Annotated in this window: 3 protein-coding genes; all 3 read right to left on the reverse strand. The window is 35.3% G+C overall.

Annotated elements, in window-relative coordinates; all coding sequences use genetic code 11:
- Positions 1–296: 296 nt before the first annotated feature.
- Positions 297–1,154 carry an LEM-3-like GIY-YIG domain-containing protein gene (locus tag AC973_RS03105; RefSeq protein ID WP_048727165.1) on the reverse strand — a complete coding sequence of 286 codons (858 nt, stop codon included), beginning with the start codon at positions 1,152–1,154 and terminating at the stop codon, positions 297–299.
- Positions 1,155–1,214: 60 nt separating this feature from the next.
- Positions 1,215–2,405: an NAD(P)/FAD-dependent oxidoreductase gene (locus tag AC973_RS03110; RefSeq protein WP_048727171.1), complete on the reverse strand. Its 1,191-nt coding sequence runs from the start codon at positions 2,403–2,405 to the stop codon at positions 1,215–1,217.
- A gap of 347 nt (positions 2,406–2,752) precedes the next feature.
- Complete coding sequence (locus tag AC973_RS03115; RefSeq protein WP_026465298.1) at positions 2,753–3,355, reverse strand: CadD family cadmium resistance transporter; 603 nt, start codon at positions 3,353–3,355, stop codon at positions 2,753–2,755.
- Between the last annotated feature and the right edge of the window lie 218 nt (positions 3,356–3,573).

Consider the following 3,573-nt stretch of genomic DNA (forward strand, 5'->3'; position numbering starts at 1 on the left):
CGTTTGTACAACCACCATGTTTAGGACAAACTCTCTGTTTTAACAGAGAGTAGTTGATATTACTTAACGTATCCAACAAACAACCTCCTTTCAATTTCAATATTAGCAAAGGATTTAATTCCCCACCCGATAATCTGTGCACAATAAAGTCGACTAAATTTAAAAATATTACTTACAATTACAACTATTTTAATGAACTGAACTTCAACTACAATTAAAGACTTAGGGAGTTCTTTCGCTAAAATGTTACAAACCACAAGCGTCTCAAGATGTCATGTTGGGCATGTAATAATTGATTATAGTGTGTTGGAAATGTGGTTTGAATGATTATTAATATAAACTATTGACTGACCACTCCCAAATTTTAAATCATATATAGCCCTTTGATATACCCCTAATGCTTTCATTATATTTTCACTCTTTGAATTTGAGTGAAAACAAAAACGTTGTCGACCTTTTTCATCAATACCTGTTTCAAACCCTGTCACTTCATAAGCAGAAACCACTGTATTATTTATCCCCGTATTGATTCCTAAAATATATTTAACTTTTTCAGCTTTATCTTTCGCAACTCTCCAAGTCCCTAACGTTCTAGATTTAAGATTATGGTCATCTCTATCGTAAAAAGGGTAATCATACGTTTCATCCTTATCTAACTGGAGGGAGTCTGTTATCTTGACAGCAAGTATAAGTTCGTCAGTTTGTATTTCAGTTATGGACATTGGGATACTTCCAAACTGTTTTTCCAAATCACCCACTTCAGTTCCCCGGGCTCCATGACCATTTACTTTATTTGTTAGGTTTCGAGGCGAAAAAATGTTAAATAAATTTATTAAAGTGTTTTCGCTCGCGAACGCTTCTCGTTCTGATAACCAGTAATTTAAAATTACTTTTTTTATTGGAAATCCTTCTGCCTTAATAGCTCTGATTTTGTTAATTTTTAAGTCTTCAGTTTTATCTTCACTTTCTAATAGTAGTTCCGACTTTTTATCAAAGGCAGCTTTCTCATGATTAAAGACTCGTTGGCCTTTCCCTTTACCGATGTAGAATATCTCATCCTTATCGTTCCTAATATCAACTAAACAATAAATATAGAACTCTTTATCTTTGTTTTTATTTAAATATGATAATACTTTATCTGAAAATTTTTCCATAAAATATTCCTTTTTATCATCTTTTTCAATTCTGAAGCTATCTAGTAATCAACAAATCAATTAAATAGGCTTCAACATCCTCGTTAGCTCATCTAATTTTTTCGGTGGGTTAACAAGAATTTCACGGGCCTTATCCATATCAACTTTCACATTATATGTTAAAATTCCAGATGGTTTGCCTTTAAAAAGATAATATACAATATAACCTCCGGCAACTTCTTCAATAATCGCATCATCACGGTTGCGACTCATTTCACCGACACCTTCAATTGAAATATCTAAGACATTCGTATAAGAGAGTGGTGCACCATGATTATAAACTTCTTCAGCGCCCGTCATGTTTCGTCCCGCTACTTTCCCAGAATACTCCGCTTGCTCTTCATGTTCAAAACGATTACGTCCTATGATTACATCTGGATAATTCAACACATCTCCTGCTGCATAGATATGTTTGTTGGAAGTTTGCAAATACTTGTCAGCAATGACGCCATTACCCACTTCTAACCCAGCTGCTTCTGCTAATTCAACATTTGGCTTTAATCCAATTCCTAAAACAAGAATATCCGCTTCCAATACAGCGCCATTCTCTAATGTAAGACTCACCTGATCGTCTGCTACACTGTAACTATTAGCATAAGTATTGTTTATCAAAGAAACGCCAATATCTACAAAGCGCTGTTGAAATTCTTTAGCAAGCATTCGTGGTAGTCGTTTTTCATTTAATACTTCATTAGGAAAAACAAGCGTCACACCCATATCATTCAGCTTTAGACCTGCTGCAAGTTCTGCTCCAACCCAGCCTCCTCCAACGATAATGACCTTGCTCCCAGGTTTGGCTAATTTTCGGAGGTTTCGGTAATCTTTTAAGTTTCTTAAAGTTAGGACACGCTCGCTCTCCAGCCCATCAATCCACTTTGGAGCGCCACCCAGTGAATAAAGCAATTTTTCGTATTGATAGATTTCTCCACTCTCAATCTCAATCGTTTGTTGATCGGCATTAATTTGCTTCACAGTTGTCCCAGTTAAGATATCAATCGATTCATCATCCGAAATATTATAATATATCGTTTCTTTTGGATAGTCTGGCTCTGTCCAAAATTCTTTACTTAATGGAGGACGATAGTAGGGTTTGTCAGTTTCTTGCGTGACTATCAACAATGTCCCTTTACGGTCATACTTACGAATTTCCATTGCGGCATTGGCACCAGCCATCCCGCCACCTAATATTATATATTTATATGAATATTGCATAAATCATGCCTCCCTTTTTCTCTTCCTACTTTTTTTCCAAAATTCTTCTTAAATGTTTTTGTATACGCTATATTTCTTATTCTCTCTCGAATTAGATCTATGATTGTCTCAGTTATTCAAGTATAACCTATTAATAAAATATCAGCTTATTTATTTCCCATTTAGAGAATAAGAAAGCTGTGATCCATAATTGTTAAAAAATATACATAAAAATGAGACACAAAACGATGCTAATTATATTGCATCGTTCTGTGCCTCTTTCATATTCTGGTTGTGTTATACGTATCTAAGCTCAACCTTATATACTTTAATGGTATATTCTACTTTCCGTGAAGCTGCTTAAAATTCTATGCAATCAGTGACCAAAGATGTTGAATCGTACCATTCTCTAACAGAATAAAAATACCCAAGCCGATGAAAACGACTGGTACGATGACTTTTTCGTAACGCTCAACTACTTCACCAATCATAGGAACCGAAGCTAATCGTTTGGATAAATAACACAAGGTAAAAATCCCAATGATAAAAACAAGGATTACAACCATGACTTCCTGGAAGGACATCCCAGTAAAGTAAGGAATATAAATCCCCAAATTATCTCCGCCAAGGGCAATGGTCAGAGCAACCACACTCGCAACTTCTGACTGTCTATGCGACATCTTTTCTTCTAAGTCCTTTTCATCTACATCTTCATCGATGAAGATAGCCCGAATCCCTAGAATCAAAGGAAGTAAACCAAGTAATCCGATCACCCAATCTTGTGGAATAAAGTTCAGGAAGTACGCTGCAATGAGACTAAAGCCAACGAGCAACCCCGTTCCAATATATTGGCCAATATAAATTGATCGTTGTTTACCCGTATTCATGGTAGAGAAAAGAATCGTTAAAACAACCAAATAATCGATGGACGTAGAGATAAAAACTAACATTGAAGATATAATTATTTCCATAAGCCTCCCCTTTCAATATGTTTATTAGAATTGGTGGTTTTCACACAAACACATCAACTTGGCCAAAGCCAAGGGAGAATGTTTAATAAATTGCTTCATATAAAACATCCAACTTTCATTTTTTTTCACGTGACTCATATGCTTTCTAAACCAACGTTTATCAACTACTCTCTGTTAAAACAGAGAGTTTGTCCTAAACATGGTGGTTGTACAAACGA

The organism is Carnobacterium sp. 1290_CSPC (assembly GCF_001053265.1).
Classification (GTDB): domain Bacteria; phylum Bacillota; class Bacilli; order Lactobacillales; family Aerococcaceae; genus Aerococcus; species Aerococcus urinaeequi.